Origin of the sequence: Rhizobacter sp. J219, from assembly GCF_024700055.1 — a bacterium.
Lineage (GTDB): Bacteria > Pseudomonadota > Gammaproteobacteria > Burkholderiales > Burkholderiaceae_C > Rhizobacter.
In genome coordinates, this window is the sequence record NZ_JAJOND010000001.1 from 2,201,289 (window position 1) to 2,222,621 (window position 21,333).

21 protein-coding genes and 2 pseudogenes are annotated in these 21,333 nt (G+C 67.1%); 17 read left to right on the forward strand and 6 right to left on the reverse strand.

Features of this window, described 5'->3' with window-relative positions; genetic code table 11:
• Nucleotides 1-25 precede the first annotated feature (25 nt).
• The 4 genes from xth to LRS03_RS09975 all read left to right on the forward strand — a co-directional run bounded on the left by xth (nt 26) and on the right by LRS03_RS09975 (nt 3,621).
• Nucleotides 26-802, forward strand: a complete 777-nt coding sequence (gene xth, locus LRS03_RS09960) for an exodeoxyribonuclease III (protein WP_257825281.1) — start codon at nt 26-28, stop codon at nt 800-802.
• 468 nt (nt 803-1,270) lie between these two features.
• Nucleotides 1,271-2,800, forward strand: a complete 1,530-nt coding sequence (locus LRS03_RS09965) for a serine hydrolase domain-containing protein (RefSeq protein WP_257825282.1) — start codon at nt 1,271-1,273, stop codon at nt 2,798-2,800.
• A gap of 28 nt (nt 2,801-2,828) precedes the next feature.
• Nucleotides 2,829-3,398, forward strand: a complete 570-nt coding sequence (locus LRS03_RS09970) for a DUF2975 domain-containing protein (protein WP_257825283.1) — start codon at nt 2,829-2,831, stop codon at nt 3,396-3,398.
• A 4-nt stretch (nt 3,399-3,402) separates the two neighbouring features.
• Entirely contained in the window at nt 3,403-3,621 is a 219-nt protein-coding gene (locus LRS03_RS09975) for a helix-turn-helix domain-containing protein (RefSeq protein WP_257825284.1), read from the forward strand.
• Between the two features lie 12 nt (nt 3,622-3,633).
• On the opposite strand, the gene LRS03_RS09980 is transcribed toward LRS03_RS09975, so the two are convergent.
• On the reverse strand, nt 3,634-4,053 hold the full coding sequence (locus LRS03_RS09980; protein WP_308296477.1) for a retropepsin-like aspartic protease family protein: 420 nt from the start codon (nt 4,051-4,053) through the stop codon (nt 3,634-3,636).
• A gap of 233 nt (nt 4,054-4,286) precedes the next feature.
• Nucleotides 4,287-4,774 (reverse strand): annotated as a pseudogene (locus LRS03_RS09985) (YajQ family cyclic di-GMP-binding protein).
• A gap of 42 nt (nt 4,775-4,816) precedes the next feature.
• Here LRS03_RS09985 and murB point away from each other — a divergent pair.
• On the forward strand, nt 4,817-5,833 hold the full coding sequence (murB, locus tag LRS03_RS09990) for a UDP-N-acetylmuramate dehydrogenase (RefSeq protein ID WP_257825285.1): 1,017 nt from the start codon (nt 4,817-4,819) through the stop codon (nt 5,831-5,833).
• 6 nt (nt 5,834-5,839) lie between these two features.
• On the opposite strand, the gene LRS03_RS09995 is transcribed toward murB, so the two are convergent.
• A complete protein-coding gene (locus tag LRS03_RS09995; RefSeq protein ID WP_257825286.1) occupies nt 5,840-6,271 on the reverse strand; it encodes a VOC family protein in 432 nt (143 codons plus the stop codon).
• 94 nt (nt 6,272-6,365) lie between these two features.
• Here LRS03_RS09995 and LRS03_RS10000 point away from each other — a divergent pair, with 94 nt between their 5' ends.
• Nucleotides 6,366-6,977, forward strand: coding sequence for a TetR/AcrR family transcriptional regulator (locus LRS03_RS10000; RefSeq protein ID WP_257825287.1), 612 nt, complete (start codon nt 6,366-6,368; stop codon nt 6,975-6,977).
• A 6-nt stretch (nt 6,978-6,983) separates the two neighbouring features.
• On the opposite strand, the gene LRS03_RS10005 is transcribed toward LRS03_RS10000, so the two are convergent.
• Entirely contained in the window at nt 6,984-8,177 is a 1,194-nt protein-coding gene (locus LRS03_RS10005; protein ID WP_257825288.1) for a urate hydroxylase PuuD, read from the reverse strand.
• A 3-nt stretch (nt 8,178-8,180) separates the two neighbouring features.
• Entirely contained in the window at nt 8,181-8,534 is a 354-nt protein-coding gene (gene uraH / locus LRS03_RS10010) for a hydroxyisourate hydrolase (RefSeq protein WP_257825289.1), read from the reverse strand.
• A gap of 75 nt (nt 8,535-8,609) precedes the next feature.
• Here uraH and LRS03_RS10015 point away from each other — a divergent pair, with 75 nt between their 5' ends.
• From LRS03_RS10015 to LRS03_RS10065, 11 genes and pseudogenes are all read left to right on the forward strand, one after another.
• Nucleotides 8,610-9,413 (forward strand): GntR family transcriptional regulator, encoded by an 804-nt coding sequence (locus LRS03_RS10015; RefSeq protein ID WP_257825290.1) that lies wholly within the window; start codon nt 8,610-8,612, stop codon nt 9,411-9,413.
• On the forward strand, nt 9,410-10,357 hold the full coding sequence (puuE, locus tag LRS03_RS10020; protein ID WP_257825291.1) for an allantoinase PuuE: 948 nt from the start codon (nt 9,410-9,412) through the stop codon (nt 10,355-10,357). The genes LRS03_RS10015 and puuE overlap by 4 nt, the downstream gene beginning before the upstream one ends.
• Nucleotides 10,354-12,117: a 2-oxo-4-hydroxy-4-carboxy-5-ureidoimidazoline decarboxylase gene (gene uraD / locus LRS03_RS10025; RefSeq protein ID WP_257825292.1), complete on the forward strand. Its 1,764-nt coding sequence runs from the start codon at nt 10,354-10,356 to the stop codon at nt 12,115-12,117. The genes puuE and uraD overlap by 4 nt, the downstream gene beginning before the upstream one ends.
• Nucleotides 12,114-13,337 carry a M20 family metallopeptidase gene (locus tag LRS03_RS10030; RefSeq protein WP_257825293.1) on the forward strand — a complete coding sequence of 408 codons (1,224 nt, stop codon included), beginning with the start codon at nt 12,114-12,116 and terminating at the stop codon, nt 13,335-13,337. Before uraD ends, LRS03_RS10030 begins: the two co-directional genes overlap by 4 nt.
• 79 nt (nt 13,338-13,416) lie before the next feature.
• On the forward strand, nt 13,417-14,931 hold the full coding sequence (locus tag LRS03_RS10035) for an ABC transporter ATP-binding protein (protein WP_257825294.1): 1,515 nt from the start codon (nt 13,417-13,419) through the stop codon (nt 14,929-14,931).
• Nucleotides 14,918-15,991 (forward strand): annotated as a pseudogene (locus LRS03_RS10040) (ABC transporter permease); the annotation flags it as partial. The gene LRS03_RS10035 and the pseudogene LRS03_RS10040, both read left to right, overlap by 14 nt.
• 4 nt (nt 15,992-15,995) lie before the next feature.
• A complete protein-coding gene (locus tag LRS03_RS10045) occupies nt 15,996-16,916 on the forward strand; it encodes an ABC transporter permease (RefSeq protein WP_257825295.1) in 921 nt (306 codons plus the stop codon).
• Between the two features lie 70 nt (nt 16,917-16,986).
• Nucleotides 16,987-18,147 (forward strand): BMP family ABC transporter substrate-binding protein, encoded by a 1,161-nt coding sequence (locus tag LRS03_RS10050; RefSeq protein WP_257825296.1) that lies wholly within the window; start codon nt 16,987-16,989, stop codon nt 18,145-18,147.
• A gap of 68 nt (nt 18,148-18,215) precedes the next feature.
• Entirely contained in the window at nt 18,216-19,193 is a 978-nt protein-coding gene (locus LRS03_RS10055; RefSeq protein WP_257825297.1) for an aromatic ring-hydroxylating oxygenase subunit alpha, read from the forward strand.
• Nucleotides 19,193-20,236, forward strand: a complete 1,044-nt coding sequence (locus tag LRS03_RS10060; protein WP_257825298.1) for an adenosine deaminase — start codon at nt 19,193-19,195, stop codon at nt 20,234-20,236. Before LRS03_RS10055 ends, LRS03_RS10060 begins: the two co-directional genes overlap by 1 nt.
• Nucleotides 20,237-20,307: 71 nt before the next feature.
• Complete coding sequence (locus LRS03_RS10065; protein ID WP_257825299.1) at nt 20,308-20,928, forward strand: serine O-acetyltransferase; 621 nt, start codon at nt 20,308-20,310, stop codon at nt 20,926-20,928.
• Between the two features lie 25 nt (nt 20,929-20,953).
• On the opposite strand, the gene LRS03_RS10070 is transcribed toward LRS03_RS10065, so the two are convergent.
• Nucleotides 20,954-21,328, reverse strand: a complete 375-nt coding sequence (locus LRS03_RS10070; protein ID WP_257825300.1) for a hypothetical protein — start codon at nt 21,326-21,328, stop codon at nt 20,954-20,956.
• Nucleotides 21,329-21,333 lie beyond the last annotated feature (5 nt).

The following is a 21,333-nucleotide window of genomic DNA, read 5'->3' on the forward strand; positions in this document are numbered from 1 at the left end:
CTTCAAGAGGTGAGAATGCGCCTCCATGAAGATTGCCACATTCAACATCAACGGCATGAACGCGCGCCTGCCGCGCCTGCTCGAGTGGCTGGCCGAGACCTCACCCGACGTGGCCTGCCTGCAGGAGCTGAAGACGCCGGACGACAAGTTCCCGGCCGAGACCCTGCGAGAAGCCGGCTACGAGGCCATCTGGCACGGCCAGAAGTCCTTCAACGGCGTGGCCATCCTGGCCAAGGGCGCGAAGCCCCAGGAACGGCGTCGCGGCCTGCCCGGCGACCCCGACGACAGCCACAGCCGCTACATCGAGGCCGAGGTCAACGGCATCGTGATCGGCTGCCTCTACCTGCCCAACGGCAACCCGCAGCCGGGACCGAAGTTCGACTACAAGCTCAAATGGTTCGACCGGCTGATCGAGCACTCGGCCACCCTGCTGGCCGAAGGCCGCCCCACCGTGCTTTGCGGCGACTACAACGTGATCCCGACCGACGAGAAGAAAGACATCTACTCGCCCGCCTCGTGGACGAAAGACGCGCTCACCCAGCCGGAGAGCCGTGCCGCCTATTTCAAGATGCTGGACCAGGGCTGGACGGACGCCATCCGCCAAGTACGCCCCGATGAGGAGGTCTACACCTTCTGGGACTACATGCGCCAGCGCTGGCAGCGCAACGCGGGCTTCCGCATCGACCACCTGCTGCTGACGCACGACCTCGCCAAGCGCCTGAAGGACGCCAACGTCGACCGCGCCACCCGCGGCAAAGAAAAGGCCAGCGACCACGCGCCGGTGTGGGTACAGATCGGCTAGCCGTTCAGCCTGCACCGAGTGTCAACGGCGTGTGAGTGCCGCAAACGCCAGCCGCGCATGAATCCGGGCCCCTCAAGGCCGGGCCGGGTTTTGCGCGCAATTTTTTAGTGGCGCGGCAATAGTTTATTGTTTTATGATAAAAATGACATGCACAACAGCAACAACCTGCCATGTCAACACAACGTTCCCTCCTGCTTCCGCCGCCCTTGCTGACCGCGAGGACATCGCTCTTGCTCAGCGTTGCCTGCTGTCTTTACCTGTCTGCCTGCACCACGGCGCGACCCCCGGCCGAACCCGTATTACAGGGTGATTTCAGCCACATGACACGCAGCCTGAACGCGCTGCTGCTCAATGCCTTGAAGCGCAGTTCGGTCCCCGGCGCCGCGGTGGTGGTGGTCAACGAGCGCGGCGTGGTCTGGGCACAACCCTTCGGCGTCACCGACACCCACAGCCGCACCCCCCATCAGCATGGACACCTGCTTCCGCGTCGGATCGGTGTCCAAGCTCTTCACGGCCACCGAGGTGATGCGCCGGGTCGGCCGCGGCGAGATCGACCTCGACGCCCCTCTGGCCACGCAGTTGCCAGGCTTCGGGATGCAGAGCCGTTTCGAGCCGGCGAAACCCATAACGGTGCGAGCACTGTTGAGCCACCACGCAGGCCTGCCCGCCAACCACCTGCGCGGCATGTGGGAGCCCGAGCCGGGCAGCTTGGCGCAACTGCAAACGGCCTTGCGCCACGAACCCCTGATCGCGTCACCGCAAACGCGCTATGTCTACTCCAACCTCGGCTACGCCATGCTGGGCCGTCTCATCGAAGAGCGCAGTCGCATGCCCTTTGCGAACGCCATACGGCAGGAGCTGCTGCAACCGGCCGGCATGTCGCACACCACCTTCGAGCGCCGAGCCTCGATGCCGGCCCACTGCGCCGCAGGCCACCGAAAAGGCCGGCCCGTTCAGCCCAGCGGGCTGCGCGACGAACCTGCGGGCGCCATGCTGGCGAGCGCGGCCGACATGGCGAATTTCCTGCAGCTCGTGCTCGCGAATGGGCAGGCCAACGGCCGGCAGCTCATCTCTGCCGAAGCCCTTCAGTCGATGTTCCAGCCGCAGTTCGAAGGCTTGCCGCTGGACTTCGGCCACCGCATCGGCCTGGGCTGGATGTTGAGCGGCGTCGAGGTCGCGGGTGCCGGACCCATTGCCTGGCATGCGGGGCAATACCCCGGCTACCACGCCGCGGTGGTCATGTCGCGCAGCGACAAACTGGCCGCCTTGGTGCTGACCAACGGTGAAGAAGGACGCAGCTTCGCCCTCCAGACCGCGGCCAAAGCCCTGGAGTTGGCGCTGGAAGTGCAGACGGGCCGTGCCGCACCGCCACGCCCCGACACCAAGCTCGTGCTGCGCACCGACGCCACGGCCGACGAACTGGCCCCTTTGGCCGGCGACTACGCCGTCTTCGGCAGCAACACCGCGATCAAACTCAAGAAGAACCGGCTCACCCTGGAGATCTTCGACAGCCAGCTGGATCTGGTGCCCACGAACGATGGCCGCTTCGCTCTGCAAAAGGGGGTGCTGGGGGTCCTGGATTTCACCGTACCGGATCTTTTCGTGCGCTTCACCTCGGCCGACGGCCGGCGCCATGCTGTGCTCGACGGCCTGCCCGCCCCCATGGCCTTCGAGCGCCTGGAGAAAAAGCCGATCCCGCCTGCCTGGCTGTCGCGCCTGGGCCGCTACACCAGCGACACCGCGGACAACGCCATGGAGTTCCGCGAATTCGAGCTTGCCGTCGACGATGGTGTGTTGATTGCACGCGTCGTCACCCACAACCCCGTGGCAGGCCTCGAAGGGGCCAGGGGCCGCGTGGCACTGCAGCCCGTATCGGACGACATCGCCGAGATCTTCAACGGCGGAGCCATGGATGGCGGGTCGGTGCGTGCGACTCGCCGCCAAGGCACAGACACCCTGCTCTTTTCAGGTTATGTTCTGACCCGAATTGCACCTTGAGCCGGTGTGCACGCCCCCAATACCTGTCATGACCACTCTTGCCTCCCGACCCCACGGAACCCGCACGCCCCTCGATCGCGTGCGCCGCCTCGCGCACTGGGTGCGCATGTTGACCGTCGCAGGCGCCGTCACACTGCCGCTTGGCACGCTGTGGGTCTGGTCGTCGCCGGATCGCATCGCCCGCTTCGTCGCGAGCACCCTCGGGTTGAATGCAACGGCCCTGCAGCTGGCACCCTCGACCTCGTGGCTGGGCGCGCTCGTCAACCTGTTGCCGGTGGCCGTGGGCTGGTTCGCGCTGCTGCAGATCTGGCGTTTGTTCGGGGGCTACATGCGGGGCGAGTTCTTCACCCCTGGGGCGACGCAGCGCCTGCGCCGCCTGGCGATGGCCTTGCTGGCCGTGGCACTCGCCCAGGTGGTGGCCCGCAGCGCCACAGGCGTGGTGCTCACCCTGCACCTGCCGCCGGGTCAGCGCCGGCTGATCGTGGGTTTTTCATCGCACGACTACGTGCTGCTGTTGTTCGGCCTGTTGCTGTGGGCAATCGCCCACGTGATGGTCGAAGCCACGCGGCTGGCGCACGAAAACGAACAGTTCGTCTGACGCCATGCCCATCGTCGTCAACCTCGATGTGATGCTGGCCCGCCGCAAGATGCGCTCGCGCGAACTGGCCGAGCGTGTGGGCATCACAGAGCAAAACATCTCGCTGCTCAAGAGCGGCAAGGTGCGCGGCGTGCGCTTCGACACGTTGGAGAAGATCTGCGAGGTGCTGGGCTGCCAGCCGGGAGACCTGCTGGAATACCGGACCGAATCGCCGCAGCCTTGAGCCGTCGGCTCATCAAGGCCGCTTTTCCAGCGTCATCATGTCGTTGACCCGCGTCATCTGGAAGCGGCTGAGGAAGCTGTTGCCCAGCAGCACGAAAGGCATCTGCGCCTGGACCACCGTGGCATCGACGCCATAAACCGTGACTTCGCCCACCCGCACCGACGTGAGGTTGACCCGGTAGATCGGCACCATGCCGCCAGCAGTGCTCGCCATGCCACGCTGGCCGTCGCGGTACTTGATGCCGATGCGCTCGGCATCGGCAGCACTCATGGCCACCGTCGTCGCGCCGGTGTCGACCATGAACTCGACCGCGCGTCCATTGATCGCCCCGCCCGAAACGAAGTGCCCACCCGGCCCTGCGGTGAGCACGATGCGTGTGCCGCCATCGCTGCCACCGCCTCCGGCGCCCAGGCTCACCGGCGTGCCGCCCATCGGCACGGTGTGGCGCCTGCCGCCGAGTCTCGACCACCGAGCCATCGGGGGTCAAGGACACGAGCTTCACACCCTGCACCGTCGCACCAACGGCCACGGTGCGCGGGCTGCCGTCGATCATCAGCAGCGCCTTGTCGCCCAGGCGGCCGCTCATGGAGACGGTCTGCGCCGCGGCCGCACCCGCCCACACCAGGGCGATCGCCGACAGCCAGCGGCCTGGCTTGACCACGCGGTCAGTCACGGAAGTTGTTGAACGACAACGGCGCATCGGCGATCTCCTTGCGGATGAGCGCGATCGCCGCCTGCAGGTCGTCGCGCTTGCCGCCGGTCACCCGGACGGTGTCGCCCTGGATCGCAGCCTGCACCTTCATCTTGCTCTGTTTGATGACGGTCTGGATCTTTTTGCCGTGTCGGAATCGATGCCGCTCTTGACCGTGATCTTCTGCTTGACCTTGTCGCCGCCGATCTTCTCGATCTTGGCGCTGCGGTCGAGGAAGCGGATGTCCACACCCCGCTTGGTCATCTTGGCCAGCAGGATGTCGAGCACCTGGTTGATCTGGAAGTCGCTGTCGGCGTAGACCGTCAGCTCTTCCTCCTTCAGTTCCACCTTGGCCGACGAGCCCTTGAAATCGAAGCGCGTGCCGATTTCCTTGGAGGTCTGGTCGACTGCATTGCGCACCTCGACGAGGTTGGGTTCCAGAACGGCGTCGAAGCTCGGCATAGGGGAAGGTCTTTCGAGGGCGGGATCGGTGAAAATTCTGCCATGCAAATCGAATCGGGCGTGAGCCTGAAACCGTACAACACCTTCGGCCTGCCAGCCGTGGCGCAAACGCTCGTGCGCATCACGGGCGATGCCGACGTGCGCCGCGTGGTCGACCACGCCGATCTGGGCACGGCGCCGAAGTTCATCCTCGGCGGCGGCAGCAACATCGTGCTCACGCGCGACATGCCGCAGGTGGTGCTGAAGGTCGAGGTGATGGGCCGGCGCATCGTGGAAGAGCGCGCCAACGCCTGGATCGTCGAAGCCGGTGCCGGCGAGAACTGGCACGACTTCGTCACCTGGACACTCGCACAAGGCTGCCCCGGCCTGGAGAACCTGGCCCTGATCCCGGGCACGGTCGGGGCGTCGCCGGTGCAGAACATCGGGGCCTATGGCATCGAGCTGAAAGACCGCTTCGACTCGCTCGACGGGGTGGACCTGCTCACCGGGCGCACCGTGACCCTTGGTGCCGATATGTGCAAGTTCGGCTACCGCGACAGCGAGTTCAAGCACTCGCTCGCCGGCCGGGTGCTCATCACCCGGGTGCGTTTTCGCCTGCCCAAGCCCTGGCAGCCGGTGCTCGGCTACCTGGAGATCGAGCGCAAGATGAACGAGACCGGCATCGGCCGCCCGACGCCGCAGCAGGTCTACGACTGGATCATCGCGATCCGCCGCGCCAAGCTGCCCGACCCGGCGGTGGTGGGCAATGCCGGCAGTTTCTTCAAGAACCCGGTCGTCACGCCCGAGCAGTGCCGCGACATCATTGGCCGCGACCCGGAGATCGTCCACTACCCCATGCCCGATGGCACGATGAAGCTCGCCGCCGGCTGGATGATCGACGCCTGCGGCTGGAAGGGCAAAACGGTCGGTCGCGCCGGTGTCTACGAGAAGCAGGCGCTGGTGCTCGTCAACCGCGGCGGGGCGATCGGCTCGGAGGTGATGACACTCGCCCGGGCCATCCAGGAGAGCGTCTACGGTCGCTTCGGCATCCGGCTCGAGCCCGAGCCGGTGGTGGTGTAACCGCGTTCAGGCCGGCAGCGCCGACTCGGCGTACTGCTGCACGAACTCGCCGCTGGCCGGAATCGGCGTAATGACGTCGACCATCACCCCATCGGGCGCCTGCACGATGAAATGCCGCTGGCCGAAGGCCTCGTCGCGCAAGGGCAGCAAGACCTCCAGTCCCGCAGCGGTGAGCCGCTCGTATTCGGCGTCGACATCGTCCACCTCGAAATTGAGCAGGACGCCCGCGCCGGGTGCGCCTCGACCGGCCGCCGGGATGGTCTCGTGGCGCGCATCGAGGATGGCAAGGCTCACCTGCGCGCCGGCTTCGCGCGATTGCAGGTGCACGTACCAGTCGGCGGTGAACAGCGCCTCGAAGCCGAAGTGCTGCTGGTAGAAGCCGGCGGTGGCTGCCACGTTGCGGGTCATGAGGACGGGGTAGTAGCTGGTGATGGCCATGGCGATTTCTCCTGGGTGGGCGGAACGTTGGAAGGGATTCTGCAACAAACATACGTGCTGTATGTTTGTTGAAATTAACATACAGTCTGTACGTATGCAACCCACCCGCACCAACCCTGAACGCAGCGAGGCCACTCGCACGGCGCTGCTCGACGCGGCGCGCGCCCTCTTCGTGGCCCACGGCTACGGCGACACGGCCACGCCAGCGGTCTGCGCCGCCGCCGGCATGACACGCGGCGCGCTGTACCACCATTTCGTCGACAAGCGCGACCTCTTCCACGCGGTGGTGGCGCGCGAGGCGCAGGCGGTCGCTGCCGAGATCGAAGCGGCGGCGCCGGCCAATCTGCCGGCCGACCAGGCCCTGCTGGCGGGCGGTGATGCCTACCTGGAGGCGATGGCCGTGCCTGGCCGCGCAAGGCTGCTGCTGGTGGAAGGCCCAGCCGCACTGGGCCGCGAGGCGATGCAGGCGCTCGACGCCGCCAACGCGGAAGGCACGCTGCGTGCCGGCCTGGCGGCGGCGGGCGTCAAAGGGGTCGACCTCGATGTGCTGACGGGTTGGCTGTCGGCCGCCTTCGACCGCGCGGCGCTCGACCTGCAGGAGGGGCGCGATGCCACCGCGGTGCGGCGCACGCTGCGCTGGCTGCTGGGCCGCATCCTGCCCAGCGGCGCGCCACCGGCAAGAAGCTCGCGCCGGCCGCGCGCCTGACGCGGCTCAGGGCTTCGCGCCGGCCTCGTACCAGCGCTTCACCAGTGCCCGCTCGGCGTCCGTCATCTGCGTGGCGTTGTTGAGCGGCATGAGCTTCAACACCGACGACTGCTGGTAGACCGCCTGCGCATTGCGCACGATCAACTCGGGCGTGTGCAGCTGGATGGCCTTGTTGACCACCTGCTCGCTGTGGCACATCACGCAGCGCTCGGCCATCACCTTCTGCACCTCGGCAAAGGTCGCCGGCGGCGCACCGGCCGCCTGCTTCTCGGCCTGCGGCATCGTCGCGGTGACCATGCCCGCGAGCAGCACCACCCCCACCACGGCGTACCACCACGGCACCGGCTGCCCGGTCGCGTGCGCCTTGTGGCGCATCACGAACGACTGGCGGATCAGTGCGCCCGCCAGCATCATCACCACCAGCGTCACCCAGTTGTTGGGGCCGGTGTAGAGAAAGCCGTAGTGGTTGCTGATCATCGTGAACAGCACCGGCAGCGTGAAGTAGGTGTTGTGCACGCTGCGCTGCTTGCCGCGCTTGCCGTGGATCGGGTCGACCGGCTGGCCCGCACGCAGGGCCGCGACCACCTTGCGCTGGCCGGGGATGATCCAGAAGAAGACGTTGCCGCTCATGGTGGTGGCGAGCATCGCGCCCACCAGCAGGAAGGCCGCGCGCCCGGCGAAGAGCTGGCATGACAACCACGACGCAAACACGACGAAGACGGCCACCAGCACACCGACGATCGCATTGCCGTTCTTGCGCTGGCCGAAGACACGGCAGATGCCGTCGTAGATCAGCCAGAAGCCGACGAAGAAACCGAGCGCCGCGCTGATGGCAGCGGCCGGCGACCAGTCGTGCACGCTCCTGTCGATGAGAAAGCTGCTCGCGTTGAAGAGATAGAGCACGGTGAAGAGTGCGAAGCCGGTGAGCCAGGTCGAGTAGCTCTCCCACATCGACCAGTGCAGCCGCTCGGGCAGCACCGCGGGCGAGACCGGGTACTTCTGCTGGTGATAGAAACCGCCGCCGTGCACAGCCCACAGCTCACCGCCGATGCCCTTGTCACGGTCTTTGGTGTCTTCAGGCGGCGTGAGGCTGTTGTCGAGCGCGACGAAATAGAACGACGCGCCGATCCACGCCACGCCCGTGATGACGTGGGCCCAGCGCAGCAGAAAGTTGAGCCAGTCGAGCAGGTGCGAATCCACGCGTCAGCTTCCCCGGTAGGTGGAATAGGCCCAGGGGCTGGCGAGCAGGGGCACGTGGTAGTGCTGCAAGGGGTTGGCGAGGCCGAAGTCGATGGGCACGGCATCGACGAACGGCGGGTCGGGCAGGTTCACACCCCGCCCCTTGAAATAGGCCGCCACCTCGAAGACCAGGCGGTAAGTGCCGGTCTTGAACGTGGCGTCGTCGAGCAGCGGGGCGTCGGCGCGGCCGTCGTGGTTCAGCGCGAGCTGCTTGAGCAGCACCGGCTGGCCGCTCTCGACGCGGTACAGCGCCACCAGCATGCCCGCCGCAGGGCAGCCGTTCATGGTGTCGAGCACGTGGGTGGTGAGCTTGCCCATGGTGGCCTTCGATGTGGGTTGCAAGACGCGGAAAAGTGTATACAGTTTGGCGCACACCGCCTAGTGACCGACACCATGCCGCGCTCCCCTGCCAACCTGACTGCCCTCCGCCCGGCGGCGCGCGGCACGGCAGGCGCAGGCAAGAAGCAGGCCGCCTCCCGCAAGACGGGCAGCAAGACAGCCGGCGCCGCCGTCCCCGACGACGAGCTGCAAAACACCACCCGCCGCATCGCCGACTCGATCACCGCCGCCATCGTCGAGCGGCGCCTGATGCCCGGCACCAAGCTCGCCGAGCAGAAGATCGCCGACATCTTCAAGGTCTCGCGCACCATCGTGCGGCAGGCCCTGCACCAGTTGAGCCGCGACAAGCTGGTCACGCTCACGCAGGCGCGCGGCGCGCGTGTGGCGCAGCCGAGCGTCGACGAAGCGCGCCAGGTCTTCGAGGTGCGCCAGATGCTCGAAGCCGCGATGATCAAACGCGCTGCCGCCGAGCTGACCGAGCCGCAGATCGCACAACTGCGCCAGCACCTGCGCGACGAAGAAGCCGCCGTGCAACGCACCGACGTGCCCGGCCGCACCCACCTGCTGGCCGACTTCCATGTGGTGCTCGCGCGCATGCTCGGCAACGAGGCGCTGGCCGACATCTTGCGAGAGCTGGTGTCGAGAAGCTCGCTGATCTCGTTGATGTACCAGTCCGCCCATTCGGCCGAACACTCCTTTGCGGAGCACGTGGCGATCGTCGACGCGCTCGAAGCCCGCGATGCCCGCGCGGCGGTGAAGCTCATGCAAAGCCACTTGCACAATGTCGAGCGCAACCTGCGCCTGAACCCCCGGGTGCCGGACTTGCCGTCGGTGCTGCATGCCGGAGACCCCTCATGACCAGCGAACAGAGCTACCCGAGAGATCTGAAGGGCTACGGGCGTGATGTGCCCCATGCCCAGTGGCCCAACGGCGCACGGATCGCCGTGCAGTTCGTCCTCAACTACGAGGAAGGCGGCGAGAACAACCCGCTGCACGGCGACCCGACCAGCGAGACCTTCCTCTCCGAGCTGATCACGGCCCAGGCTTACGAGAGCCGGCACATGACCATCGAGTCGATGTACGAGTACGGCTCGCGCGTGGGCGTGTGGCGCATCCTGCGCGAGTTCGAGAAGCGCAAGCTGCCGATGACCATCTTCGCCGTGGGCATGGCGATGCAGCGCTACCCCGAGCTGCTCGCGTGCTTCATGGACAACGGCTACGAGATCGCCAACCACGGCCTGCGCTGGATCCACTATCAAAACCTGCCCGAGGCCACCGAGCGCCGCCACATCGAGCTCGGCACGCATGTCTTGAAGGACATGACCGGCGGTGCCTGGCCTCTGGGCTGGTACACGGGCCGCGACAGCCCCAACACGAGGCGCCTCGTGGTCGAGCATGGCGGCTACGAATACGACAGCGACTACTACGGCGACGACCTGCCCTTCTGGATGCCCGTCACCAAGAGCGACGGCAGCGTTTCGCAGCAGCTGGTCGTGCCCTACTCGCTCGACTGCAACGACATGCGTTTCGTGCAGACGCAGGGCTTCAACACCGGCGACCACTTCTTCACCTACCTGCGCGACAGCTTCGATGCGCTCTACGCCGAGGGCGAGGACGGTGATCAGAGAGGGGCGCCGAAGATGATGAGCATCGGCATGCACTGCCGCCTGCTCGGCAAGCCGGGGCGCATCGGCTCGCTGCAGCGGTTTCTCGACCATGTGCTCGCGCACGACAAGGTGTGGGTGTGCCGCCGCATCGACATCGCGCGGCACTGGAAGCAGCATCACCCGGCCCCAGCATGAGACTCACCCTGCAAGCGCTCAACGATGCACCGCCCGACGTGGCGCTGCAGATGCTGGCGGGCGTCTACGAACACTCGCCGTGGATCGCGGAGAAGGCGCTGGCACAGCGGCCGTTCAAGAGCCTCGCTGCGTTGAAGGTCTCACTGGCGCAAGCCGTGCGCGAGGCGTCGGCCGAGCAGCAGCTGGCGCTGATCCGCGCCCACCCCGAACTTGCCGGCAAGCTCGCCGAGCAAGGCCAGCTCACGGCGGAGTCGAGCCACGAGCAGCAGACCGCCGGACTCAAGGCCTGCTCGCCGGAAGAGCTGGCCGCGTTGCAGCGGCTCAACGCCGAGTACCTCGCCAAGTTCGGCTGGCCCTTCATCCTCGCGGTGCGCGGCCCGCGCGGCACCGGCCTCACGCGGCAGCAGATCATCGCCACCTTCGCGCGCCGGCTCGAAGGCCACGCCGACTTCGAGCGTGCGGAGTGCTTGCGCAACATCCACCGCATCGCCGAGCTGCGCCTGAACGACAAGTTCGGCGTCGAACCCCTGCTCGGCCACCAGGTCTGGGACTGCGCCGAGCTGCTCGCGCAGCACAGCGACGTCGACGACGCGCTCACCGTCACCTACCTCACGCCCGCCCACATCGCCTGCCAGCGCCAGCTCGCCTACTGGATGCGCGATTGCGGCTTCGACGAGGTGGAGATCGACGCCGTGGGCAACGTGGTGGGCATCTACCACGGCACCCAGGAGGAAGCGCCGCGCCTGCTCACCGGCAGCCACTTCGACACCGTGCGCAACGGCGGCAAGTACGACGGGCGACTGGGCATCTTCGTCCCGATGGTGTGCGTGCGCGAGTTGCACCGCCAGCACAAGCGCCTGCCCTTCGACATCGAAACCATCGCCTTCGCCGAAGAGGAAGGCCAGCGCTACAAGGCCACCTTCCTGGGTTCGGGTGCGGTGATCGGTCGGTTCGACCACAGCTGGCTCGACCAGCGCGACGCCGATGGCATCGCGATGCGCGACGCGATGGCCACCGCCGGCCTCGACCCCAAGCGCATCGCGTGGATGGAGCGCCACCCGTCGCGCTACCTCGGCTTCGTCGAGGTGCACATCGAACAGGGCCCGGTGCTCAACGAGATCGACCTGCCGCTGGGCGTGGTGACCTCCATCAACGGGAGTGTGCGCATGCTGGGCGAGATGGTCGGCACCGCCAGCCATGCCGGCACCACGCCGATGGACCGGCGGCGCGATGCGGCGGCGGCGGTGGCCGGTCTCATCCTCTTCGTCGAGAAGCGCGCGTCGCAGGAGCCGAATCTCGTCGGCACGGTCGGCATGCTGGAGGTGCCGGCCGGCTCGATCAACGTCGTGCCGGGCCGCTGCAAGTTCAGCCTCGACATCCGCGCCACCACCGACGAGGTGCGTGACGCGATGGTGCACGACGTGCTCGCCGAGGTGCGCGCCATCACCGAGCGGCGTGGCCTGCACTGCACGCTGGAGGAAACCTTGCGCGCCCCCGCCGCACCGAGCGCGCCCGACTGGCAGCAGCGCTGGGAGCGCGCCGTCGAATCGCTGGGCCTGCCGGTGCACCGCATGCCCAGCGGCGCCGGCCACGATGCGATGAAGATGCACGAGGTGATGCCGCAGGCCATGCTCTTCCTGCGCGGCGGCAACTCGGGCATCAGCCACAACCCGCTGGAGACCATCACCAGCGACGACGCGCAGTTGTGCGTCGAAGCCTTCCAGGCGCTGCTGGACGACCTCGCGGAGGAACGATCATGACGCGGCACCACGACCTCGACACCTGGATCGACCAGCACTTCAACGAGGAGGTGCGGTTTCTGCAAGCGCTCGTGCAGGTGCCGACCGACACACCCCCGGGCAACAATGCGCCTCACGCGGAGCGCACCGCCGAGCTGCTGCTCGGCTTCGACATGGAAGCCGAGCGCCACCCGGTGCCGGAAGACGAGGTGCGCGCCCATGGCCTGCAATCGATCACCAACCTGATCGTGCGCCGCGAATACGGCGAAGGCACCACCATCGCGCTCAACGCCCACGGCGACGTGGTGCCGCCCGGCGAAGGCTGGGTGCACGACCCCTACGGCGGCGAAGTGGAAGACGGCAAGCTCTACGGCCGCGCCTCGGCGGTGAGCAAGAGCGATTTCGCCACCTTCACCTTCGCGGTGCGCGCACTCGAATCCCTGGGCGCGCCGCTCAACGGCGGCGTGGAGCTGCACTTCACCTACGACGAAGAGTTCGGCGGCGAGCTGGGCCCCGGCTGGTTGCTGAAGCACAAGCTGACCAAACCCGACTACCTGATCGCCGCCGGCTTCAGCTACGAGGTGGTGACCGCGCACAACGGCTGCCTGCAGATGGAAGTCACCGTGCACGGCAAGATGGCGCACGCCGCCATCCCGACGACCGGCGTCGATGCGCTGCAGGGCGCGGTCACGATCCTGAACGCGCTCTACGCCCAGAACACGCTCTACAGGCAAACGACCTCCAAGGTGCCGGGCATCACCCACCCGTACCTCAACGTCGGCCGCATCGAAGGTGGCACCAACACCAATGTCGTGCCGGGCAAGGTGGTGCTGAAGCTCGACCGCCGCATGATCCCCGAGGAAGACCCGGTCGCCGTGGAGGCCAACATCCGCCAGGTGATCGCCGATGCCGCAGCGTCCTGTCCCGGCGTCACGGTCGACATCAAGCGTCTCCTGCTCGCCCATGCGCTCAAGCCCCTGCCCGGCAACCAGCCGCTGGTCGAGGCCTTGCAGAAGAACGCGCAAGCCGTTTTCGGCGAGGCCATCCCGGCGATGGGCACGCCGCTCTACACCGACGTGCGCCTCTACTGCGCTCAAGGAATCCCCGCGGTCATCTATGGCGCCGGGCCGCGTACCGTGCTGGAGTCGAACGCCAAGCGGGCGGACGAACACCTCGTGCTCGAAGACCTGCGCCGCGCCACCAAGGTGGTCGCACGCACCCTTTACGACCTCCTCAAATGATGCAGCCCCCACGCTCACTTCGTTCGCTGCCCCCCGAGGGGGCTTCAGGCCCCTTGGGGCGGCCCGGCGGTGCCTGAACATGCTTCGCCTGGAACTCACCAAGCTCAGCAAGAGCTACCCCGCCGTCAAGGCCAACGACCAGGTGAGCCTGCGCGTGAAGCCGGGCGAGATCCACGCGGTGCTGGGCGAGAACGGCGCGGGCAAGTCCACGCTGATGAAGATGATCTACGGCGCGGTGCGGCCCGACGAAGGCGAGATCCGCTGGAACGGCGAGCCGGTGCAGGTCAAGACGCCGGCCGAAGCGCGCGCCCTGGGCATCAGCATGGTGTTCCAGCACTTCAGCCTCTTCGACACGCTCACCGCGGCCGAGAACGTGTGGCTGGGGCTCGACAAGTCGCTCACGCTCGCCCAGGTGACCGAGCGCATCCAGAAGGTCTCGAAGGACTACGGCCTCGACGTGGAGCCGCTGCGCCCGGTGCACACGCTTTCGGTCGGCGAGCGCCAGCGCGTCGAGATCGTGCGCGCGCTGATGACGCACCCGAAGCTGCTGATCCTCGACGAACCCACCTCGGTGCTCACGCCGCAGGCCGTCGAGACACTCTTCGTCACGCTGCGCAAGCTCGCCAGCGAGGGCTGCAGCATCCTCTACATCAGCCACAAGCTCGACGAGATCCGCGCGCTGTGCCACCACTGCACTGTGCTGCGCGGCGGCCGTGTGACGGGCGAGGTCGATCCGACGAAAGAGACGAACGCAAGCCTCTCGCGTCTCATGATCGGCGCCGAGCCGCCGCAGCTCAGGCACGAGCCCCGCACGCCGGGCGAGGTGGTGCTCGCGGTGCAAGACCTCACGCTGCCCAAGCTCGCCCCATTCGGAACGACGCTGCAAGGCATCGGTTTCGAGGTGCGCGCCGGCGAGATCGTCGGCATCGCCGGTGTCTCCGGCAACGGACAGCAGGAGCTGATGGCGGCGCTCTCGGGTGAAGACACCCGCGCCGCCGCCGCGAGCATCCAGCTCTTCGGCCAGCCCATCGCCAACAAGCCGCCGCAGGTGCGGCGCGCGGCCGGCCTGCACTTCGTGCCCGAAGAGCGGCTCGGCCGCGGCGCGGTGCCCACGCTCTCGCTCGCGCAGAACACGCTGCTCACCCGCACCGAAGCGGTGGGCCAAGGCGGCTGGTTGCGCACCGGCGAGGTGGCAGCGCTCGCGCAATCATTGATCGCACGGTTCAACGTCAAGGCCGGTGGCCCGAACGCCGCGGCCAAGAGCCTCTCGGGCGGCAACCTGCAGAAGTTCCTCGTCGGCCGCGAGATCGACGCCAACCCGAAGCTTCTCATCGTCTCGCAGCCGACCTGGGGCGTGGACGTGGGCGCCGCAGCGCAGATCCGCGGCGAGCTGCTGAAGCTGCGCGACGCCGGCTGCGCCCTGCTGGTGGTGAGCGAAGAGCTGGACGAGCTCTTCGAGATCAGCGACCGGCTGCTCGTCATCGCGCAGGGCCGCATGTCGCCGTCGATCGCGACGCGCGACGCCACCGTCCCTCAGATTGGAGCCTGGATGTCGGGACTCTGGACGAAAGAAGCCGCCGATGCTGAAGCTTGAGACACGCCCCGAGCCGAGCCGGCTGATGTCGGTGCTGTCGCCGCTGCTGGCGCTCGCCATCACGGTGCTGATCGGCGTGGTGCTCTTCGCGGTGCTGGGCAAGGACCCGCTGCGCGGGCTGCAGGCCTTCTTCGTGGAGCCGGTGAAGAGCGTCTACGCGCTCACCGAACTGGCGATGAAGGCGACACCGCTGCTGCTGATCGCGCTCGGCCTCGCGGTGTGCTTCCGCTCCAACGTGTGGAACATCGGGGCCGAAGGCCAGTTCATCCTCGGAGCCATTTTCGCGAGCGCCGTCGCGATGACGGCCGACAAGGAATCGAGCCGCTTCATCGTCGTGGCCATCCTGCTGGCCGGTGTGCTGGGCGGCATGGTGTGGGCCGGCATCGTCGCCTTCCTGCGCGACAAGGCGAACGCAAGCGAGATCCTGGTGAGCCTGATGCTCGTCTACGTGGCCGAGATGGTGCTGAGCTACCTGGTCTACGGCCCCTGGAAAGACCCCAACGGCTACAACTTCCCCCAGACCATCAACTTCCTCGCAGTCACGCAGATGCCGAAACTCGCCACCGGCTTTCGCGTGAACATCGGCCTCTTGATCGCGCTCGCCTGCGTGCTGCTCTTCTGGCTCTTCCTCTTTCGCAGCTACGCGGGCTACCAGCTGCAGGTGGGCGGCCTCGCACCGGCCGCGGCGCGTTATGCCGGTTTCTCGTCGCGCAAGGCCTTGTGGACGACGCTGCTGCTGTCGGGCGGCATGGCGGGTCTTGCCGGCGCGCTCGAAGCGGCCGGGCCGCTGGGCCAGCTGACGCCGCACGTGCCGGCGGGCTACGGCTTCGCGGCCATCATCGTCGCCTTCGTCGGGCGCTTGCATCCGCTGGGCATCGTGTTCTCGGCCATCCTGATGAGCATGTTCTACATCGGCGGTGAGCTGGCGCAATCGCGCCTGGGGCTGCCCAAGTCGCTGACCGGCGTGTTCCAGGGGCTGCTGCTCTTCACGCTGCTGGCGTGCGACACCTTGATCCACTACCGCGTGCGCTGGGTCACGCGTCACGCCACCCCCGGGTCACCTGATGGACGCCTTCGCCCTGCTCATCGCCGCCACCCTCAATGCGGGCACCGTGATCGCCTTCGCCGCGCTCGGCCTGCTCATCAACGAACGCGCCGGCATCGTCAACCTCGGCGCCGAGGGGATGATGCTCGTGGCGGCCATTGCCGGCTTCGCGACCGCCGTGCACACCGGCAACCCGTGGCTCGGCCTCGCAGCAGGCGCACTGGCGGGCGCGTTGCTCGCCGCCGCCTTCGGCCTGCTCGTGATCTGGCTCAACACCAACCAGTACGCGACGGGCCTCGCGCTGAGCCTCTTCGGTGCCGGCTTCTCGGCCTTCATGGGCATCAAGTACACGCAGGAGCGCCTGCCCGAGCGGCCGCCGATCCACGTCCCGCTGCTTGGAGACCTCCCTTTCGTTGGGCCGGCCTTCTTTCGCCAGCACGCGATGGTCTACGTGGCGATTGCGCTCACGGTCGCGCTCGCCTGGTTCCTCTACCGCTCACGATCGGGCCTGGTGCTGCGCGCGGTCGGCGAGTCGCCCGAATCGGCGCATGCGCTCGGCTACCCGGTGCGGCGCATCCGGCTGCTGGCCGTGATGGTGGGCGGGGCGCTGTGCGGCATTTCAGGCGCCTACATCTCCACCGTCTACACGCCGCTGTGGGTCGAGGGCATGGTGGCCGGCAAGGGCTGGATCGCGCTCGCGCTCACCACCTTCGCCACCTGGCGCCCGGCACGGGTATTGCTCGGCGCCTACCTGTTCGGCGGCGTGACCATGCTGCAGTTCCACCTGCAAGGCGAAGGCGTGCAGGTGTCGAGCCAGTTGCTGACCATGCTGCCCTACGTCGCCACCATCGCCGTGCTCGTGCTGATCTCGCGCAACGCCACCTGGATCCGCGTGAACATGCCGGCCTCGCTGGGCAAGCCGTTCTTTCCTGGGAGCTGATAATTCGACGCGCTGTTGCACCCACCTCGTCGCTCGCGCCACAAGCGCAGACTTTTCATCTGGAGAAGACATGACCTCATCCTCTAAACGTTCCCTGCTGAAGATCGCAGGGTGGAGCACCCTCGCAGCCGCAGCGGCGCTGGTGGGCTGCGGCAAGAAGGAAGAAGCGGCAGCGCCCGCGGCCTCGGCCCCGGTGGCCGCCGCTTCGGCCCCGGCCAAGCCAGCCCCGCTGAAGATTGCCTTCGCCTACGTCGGCCCGGTGGGCGACGGCGGCTGGACCTTCGCGCACGACAACGCGCGCAAGGCCATCGAGAAGGAATTCGGCGACAAGGTGGTCACGAGCTTCGTGGAAAACGTGCCCGAGGCCGCCGACGCCGAGCGTGTGTTCCGCGACATGATCAGCCAGGGCAACAAGCTCATCTTCGGCACCACCTTCGGCTACATGGACTCGATGCTCAAGATCGCACCAGAAGCGAAGGACGTGAAGTTCGAACACGCCACCGGCTACAAGACGGCCGAGAACATGCGCACCTACGACAGCCGCACGTACGAAGGCGCATACATGGCCGGCATCATCGCGGGGGCGATGACCAAGTCGAACACGCTGGGCATCGTGGGCTCGGTGCCCATCCCCGAGGTCATCCGCAACATCAACAGCTTCACGCTGGGCGCCCAGTCGGTGAACCCCAAGATCAAGACCAAGGTGGTCTGGGTCAACAAGTGGTTCGACCCGCCGAAGGAAACCGAGGCCGCGCAATCGCTGATCAACGGCGGCGCCGACGTGCTCTTCCAGAACACCGATTCCTCGGCGGTGCTCAAGACCGCCGGCAAGGCAGGCAAGCTCGCCTTCGGCTGGGACAGCGACATGTCGTCGTACTCACCCGAGGCGCACCTCGCCTCGGCCATCATCAACTGGTCGCCGTACTACATCAAGGCCACCAAAGACGCGCTCGAAGGCACCTGGCAGACCGGCAGCGTGTGGTGGGGCGTGAAGGAAGGCGCGATCGACATCGTGTCGATCTCTGACAAGGTGCCGGCCGAGATCAAGACCAAGGTCGAGACGGTGAAGGCCGGTCTGAAAGACGGCTCGTTCGTGATCTGGAAGGGCCCCATCCTCGGCCAGGACGGCAAGGAAGTGGTCAAGAAAGACACCGTCGCCGACGACAAATTCCTCGGTGGCGTCAACTTCTACGTGAAGGGCGTCGAAGGCAAGGTGCCGGGCGGGAAGTAAGCCCACGGCATGTTGTCGATGACGAAGGCCGCCACCGTGCGGCCTTCGTTGTCTGGAAGCCATTGACCATGATCGAGTCGACCCTCTGGCACCCGGTGGCCGCGAGCGAAGCGCTTGTGGCCGATGTGCCCTTGCCGGTACGCCTGCTGTCGCAGGACTTCGCGCTGTGGCGCGATGCGAGCGGCACCGCCCACGCCTTCCCCGACAAGTGCCCGCACCGCGGCACGCGGCTTTCGCTCGGGCGTGTGCTGCACGACGCGGCGGGCTCGCGCCTGGAGTGCCCGTACCACGGCTGGCAATTCGATGCCGGCGGCCAGTGCCGGCACATCCCGGCCCTGCCGAGCTTCACCCCCCCGGCCTCGCACGCGGTCTGCACCCACGAGCTTCAGGAACGGCATGGCCTCGTGTGGCTGCGCCTGCAGGCGGCAGACACCACCCCACCCGCCTTCGGCGCCGAACTCGACACGCGCCTGCGCAAGCTGCTCTGCGGCCCCTACGAGGTGCAGTCCAGCGCACCGCGCATCGTCGAGAACTTCCTCGACCTCGCGCACTTCGGTTTCGTGCACGACGGCTGGCTCGGCGACCGGAGCCACACGGCGCTCGACGCCTACCGCATCGAGACCACGCCGCAGGGCTTCGTCGCCCACGGCTGCACCGCGTGGCAACCGCAGAGCAACCGGCTGTCGACGGAGGGCAGCCAGGTCGAATACCGCTACGAGCTGACCGGCCCCTACAGCGCGCAGCTCACCAAGCTGCCGCAAGCCCAAGCGGGGTATCAGGACGTGATCGGACTCTTCGTCTGCCCCGTCGACCCAGAGCGCAGCCGGGTCTGGTTCCGCCTGGCGGTGACCGACTTCGACTCGGCCGAGGCCGAACTGCGAAGCTTCCAGGACACGATCTTTCTGCAGGACCAGCCGGTGCTCGAATCGCAAAGCCCCAAGCGCCTGCCCTTGAGCGGGGGCGAAGTGCATTGCGCCGCCGACCGCAGTTCCGCCACCTACCGCCGCTTCCTGAATGAACGCGGCATCACGTTTGGAGTGTGCTGATGACGACCCTGCCCGACTTCGCCAAGATCCCGCGCGCGCGCCTGCCCGAGCTGCTGCGCACGATGCCCAAGACCGAGCTGCACCTGCACATCGAAGGCTCGCTGGAGCCCGAGCTGATCTTCCAGCTCGCGCAGCGTAACGGCGTGAAGCTCGCCTACGCGAGCGTCGAAGCCCTGCGAAAAGCCTACGCCTTCACCGACCTGCAGAGCTTTCTCGACATCTACTACGCTGGGGCCAGCGTGCTCCTGAAGGAAGAAGACTTCTTCGACATGGCCATGGCCTATTTCCGCCGCGCCAAGGCCGACAACGTCGTGCACGCCGAGCTCTTCTTCGACCCGCAGACGCACACCGAGCGCGGCGTGAGCTTCGAGACGGTCATCAAGGGCCTCACCCGCGCCTGCGAGACGGCGAAGCGCGACCTCGGCGTGAGCTCACTGCTGATCATGTGCTTCCTGCGCCACCTCAGCGAAGAAGCGGCCTTCGCCACGCTGGAAGACGCCCTGCCGTGGCGTTCGCACTTCGTCGGCGTGGGGCTCGACAGCGGCGAGCGCGGCAACCCGCCGGAGAAGTTCGCACGGGTCTACGCCAAGTGCCGCGAGATGGGCCTGCGCCTCGTGGCCCACGCCGGCGAGGAAGGCCCGGCCGAGTACATCTGGAACGCGCTCGACGTGCTCAAGGTCGAGCGCATCGACCACGGCGTGCGCTGCGTCGAAGACCCGAAGCTCGTGCAGCGCCTGGCGGCCGAAAAGGTGCCGCTCACCGTGTGCCCGCTGTCGAATGTGAAACTGTGTGTGTTCAAGACCTTGGACCAGCACAACCTCGCCGCGCTGCTGGCCGCGGGTCTTTGCGTGACCATCAACTCCGACGACCCTGCGTACTTCGGGGGCTATATCAACCAGAACTTTCTGGAGACGTTCGAGTCACTGCCCTCGCTGGGCGCCAGAGAGGCCTACCAGCTCGCACTCAACAGCATCGACGCCAGCTTTGCGCCCGCGGGCGACAAACAGGCTTGGCGGGAGAAGCTGGCTGCCGCCTTCTCCTGACGACGCGCCTGCGAAGAAGGAGGCGCCGTCCTACAGACAGCCGTCACACGGCGGCCCTACCCTTCGCGTCCATGTTCGAACACATTCGCGCAGACTTGCGCAATTACCGAGGACGCTGGTGGGAGCAGGGCTTCTGGGTCATGCTCGTCTACCGCTTCGGGCGCTGGCGCTACGGCATCAAGCCGGCGCTCGTGCGCAAGCCCCTGTCGCTGCTCTACAAGATAGCGTACAAGTTTGTCCAGATCCTCACCGGCATCGACTTGCCGTGTGAAGTGGAAGTCGGACGCAACTTCATCATCGACCACTTCGGCGGCATCATCGTCAGCGGCTATGCGAAGTTCGGCGACAACTGCCGCCTGCGCCACGACGTGTGCGTCGGCCTGCGCCACACCGATGAGCCGGTCGCCCCGGTGATCGGCCACAACGTCGACATCGGCGCGGGTGCGAAGATCCTCGGCTCCATCACCATCGGCGACAACGTGATGATCGGCGCCAACGCGGTGGTCATCACCGATGTGCCGTCGGACTCCATCGCAGTGGGCGTGCCGGCGGTCATCCGCCCGCGGGTGCCGCGACCCAAGGAAGGTGAACTCGCTCGCCGCAAGGCCGACATGCGCATGCCCGCGGCCAAGAACGTGCGCGAGCTGGCGGCGGCCCGCTCGGCCCTCGGCTCGGAAGCCAGCCGCTACTGAAGCGCTGGCCGCCGATGGTGGCGCCTCAGCGCAGGCCGCTCGTGTACTTCTTGAGCATGCGAGCCCGCAGCTCAGCCTCGTCGGCCGCGGTGCCGGAAGCAGGGGTCGCCTTCGGCTCGACCGCCTCGCTCGACATCGGGGCCCTGGCAGCAGGTGGCGGCGAGTCGGCCACACGCGCTCCGTGGTACCGCTGCTGCACGTAGTTGGCGTATTCACGCAGGCGGGCATCCTGGCTGCCCAAGGCCTGGTCGATGACCTCCCGGGCGTAGGCAAAGTCGTGCATGAACTGCTGCACGTCGACGCTGCGCCCGAACTCGCGCCGCATCGGCACGATCATGCGCACCAGGTAGTTCATCAGCTGGCTGTCGTTGGCGCCGCTATCCATGGTGGTCGTGCTCATCGTGC

What these genes read in the sequence shown, in the direction of transcription:
- LRS03_RS10060 (WP_257825298.1), top strand. Translation starts at nt 19,193, where the DNA reads ATGACGACCCTGCCCGACTTCGCCAAGATCCCGCGCGCGCGCCTGCCC.
- LRS03_RS10030 (WP_257825293.1), top strand. Translation starts at nt 12,114, where the DNA reads ATGACGCGGCACCACGACCTCGACACCTGGATCGACCAGCACTTCAAC.
- LRS03_RS09980 (WP_308296477.1), bottom strand. Translation starts at nt 4,053, where the DNA reads ATGGGCGGCACGCCGGTGAGCCTGGGCGCCGGAGGCGGTGGCAGCGAT.
- LRS03_RS10070 (WP_257825300.1), bottom strand. Translation starts at nt 21,328, where the DNA reads ATGAGCACGACCACCATGGATAGCGGCGCCAACGACAGCCAGCTGATG.
- LRS03_RS10045 (WP_257825295.1), top strand. Translation starts at nt 15,996, where the DNA reads ATGGACGCCTTCGCCCTGCTCATCGCCGCCACCCTCAATGCGGGCACC.
- LRS03_RS09965 (WP_257825282.1), top strand. Translation starts at nt 1,271, where the DNA reads ATGGACACCTGCTTCCGCGTCGGATCGGTGTCCAAGCTCTTCACGGCC.
- LRS03_RS10035 (WP_257825294.1), top strand. Translation starts at nt 13,417, where the DNA reads ATGCTTCGCCTGGAACTCACCAAGCTCAGCAAGAGCTACCCCGCCGTC.
- LRS03_RS10000 (WP_257825287.1), top strand. Translation starts at nt 6,366, where the DNA reads ATGCAACCCACCCGCACCAACCCTGAACGCAGCGAGGCCACTCGCACG.
- LRS03_RS10015 (WP_257825290.1), top strand. Translation starts at nt 8,610, where the DNA reads ATGCCGCGCTCCCCTGCCAACCTGACTGCCCTCCGCCCGGCGGCGCGC.
- LRS03_RS10055 (WP_257825297.1), top strand. Translation starts at nt 18,216, where the DNA reads ATGATCGAGTCGACCCTCTGGCACCCGGTGGCCGCGAGCGAAGCGCTT.
- xth (WP_257825281.1), top strand. Translation starts at nt 26, where the DNA reads ATGAAGATTGCCACATTCAACATCAACGGCATGAACGCGCGCCTGCCG.
- puuE (WP_257825291.1), top strand. Translation starts at nt 9,410, where the DNA reads ATGACCAGCGAACAGAGCTACCCGAGAGATCTGAAGGGCTACGGGCGT.
- uraD (WP_257825292.1), top strand. Translation starts at nt 10,354, where the DNA reads ATGAGACTCACCCTGCAAGCGCTCAACGATGCACCGCCCGACGTGGCG.
- murB (WP_257825285.1), top strand. Translation starts at nt 4,817, where the DNA reads ATGCAAATCGAATCGGGCGTGAGCCTGAAACCGTACAACACCTTCGGC.
- LRS03_RS09975 (WP_257825284.1), top strand. Translation starts at nt 3,403, where the DNA reads ATGCCCATCGTCGTCAACCTCGATGTGATGCTGGCCCGCCGCAAGATG.
- LRS03_RS09970 (WP_257825283.1), top strand. Translation starts at nt 2,829, where the DNA reads ATGACCACTCTTGCCTCCCGACCCCACGGAACCCGCACGCCCCTCGAT.
- LRS03_RS10050 (WP_257825296.1), top strand. Translation starts at nt 16,987, where the DNA reads ATGACCTCATCCTCTAAACGTTCCCTGCTGAAGATCGCAGGGTGGAGC.
- LRS03_RS10065 (WP_257825299.1), top strand. Translation starts at nt 20,308, where the DNA reads ATGTTCGAACACATTCGCGCAGACTTGCGCAATTACCGAGGACGCTGG.
- LRS03_RS09995 (WP_257825286.1), bottom strand. Translation starts at nt 6,271, where the DNA reads ATGGCCATCACCAGCTACTACCCCGTCCTCATGACCCGCAACGTGGCA.
- uraH (WP_257825289.1), bottom strand. Translation starts at nt 8,534, where the DNA reads ATGGGCAAGCTCACCACCCACGTGCTCGACACCATGAACGGCTGCCCT.